This window comes from Mesorhizobium sp. M5C.F.Ca.ET.164.01.1.1 (assembly GCF_004792125.1).
Classification (GTDB): Bacteria; Pseudomonadota; Alphaproteobacteria; order Rhizobiales; family Rhizobiaceae; genus Mesorhizobium; species Mesorhizobium wenxiniae.
Map to the genome: position 1 here is coordinate 1 of NZ_SRTG01000346.1, position 328 is coordinate 328.

Annotated in this window: 1 protein-coding gene; it reads right to left on the minus strand. The window is 60.7% G+C overall.

What is annotated here, in order from left to right:
* A partial coding sequence (locus tag EN807_RS33755; protein WP_135938034.1) for a GFA family protein occupies positions 1 to 313 on the minus strand: 313 nt, incomplete at its 3' end.
* Positions 314 to 328 lie beyond the last annotated feature (15 nt).

Genomic DNA, 328 nt, shown 5'->3' on the forward strand with positions numbered 1-328 from the left:
CGGTTAGATCGTAAAAATCGGATTTCGACCCGACGAAAATATGCTTGCTGAGGCGCAGACCTGTCGGAGGGTCAAGGGTCCCGGCAGCGACGAAGGTCTCACTGCCTGGAGCCGCCCTCCAGAATAGGTTGCTGCCGCAGCGCGAGCAGAAGCCGCGTTCGGCTTTGTCTGACGAGCGGTACCAACGCAGGGTCGACGACGCCAACAGCCTAATATCCGCCGAACCACAGGCCGCCATGACTGCGAAGTTCCCGCTGGTGCGCGTGCATTGGGTGCAGTGGCAAGCTATGGGCTGGGCAAGCTCACCCGCAATTTCATAGCGTACGCC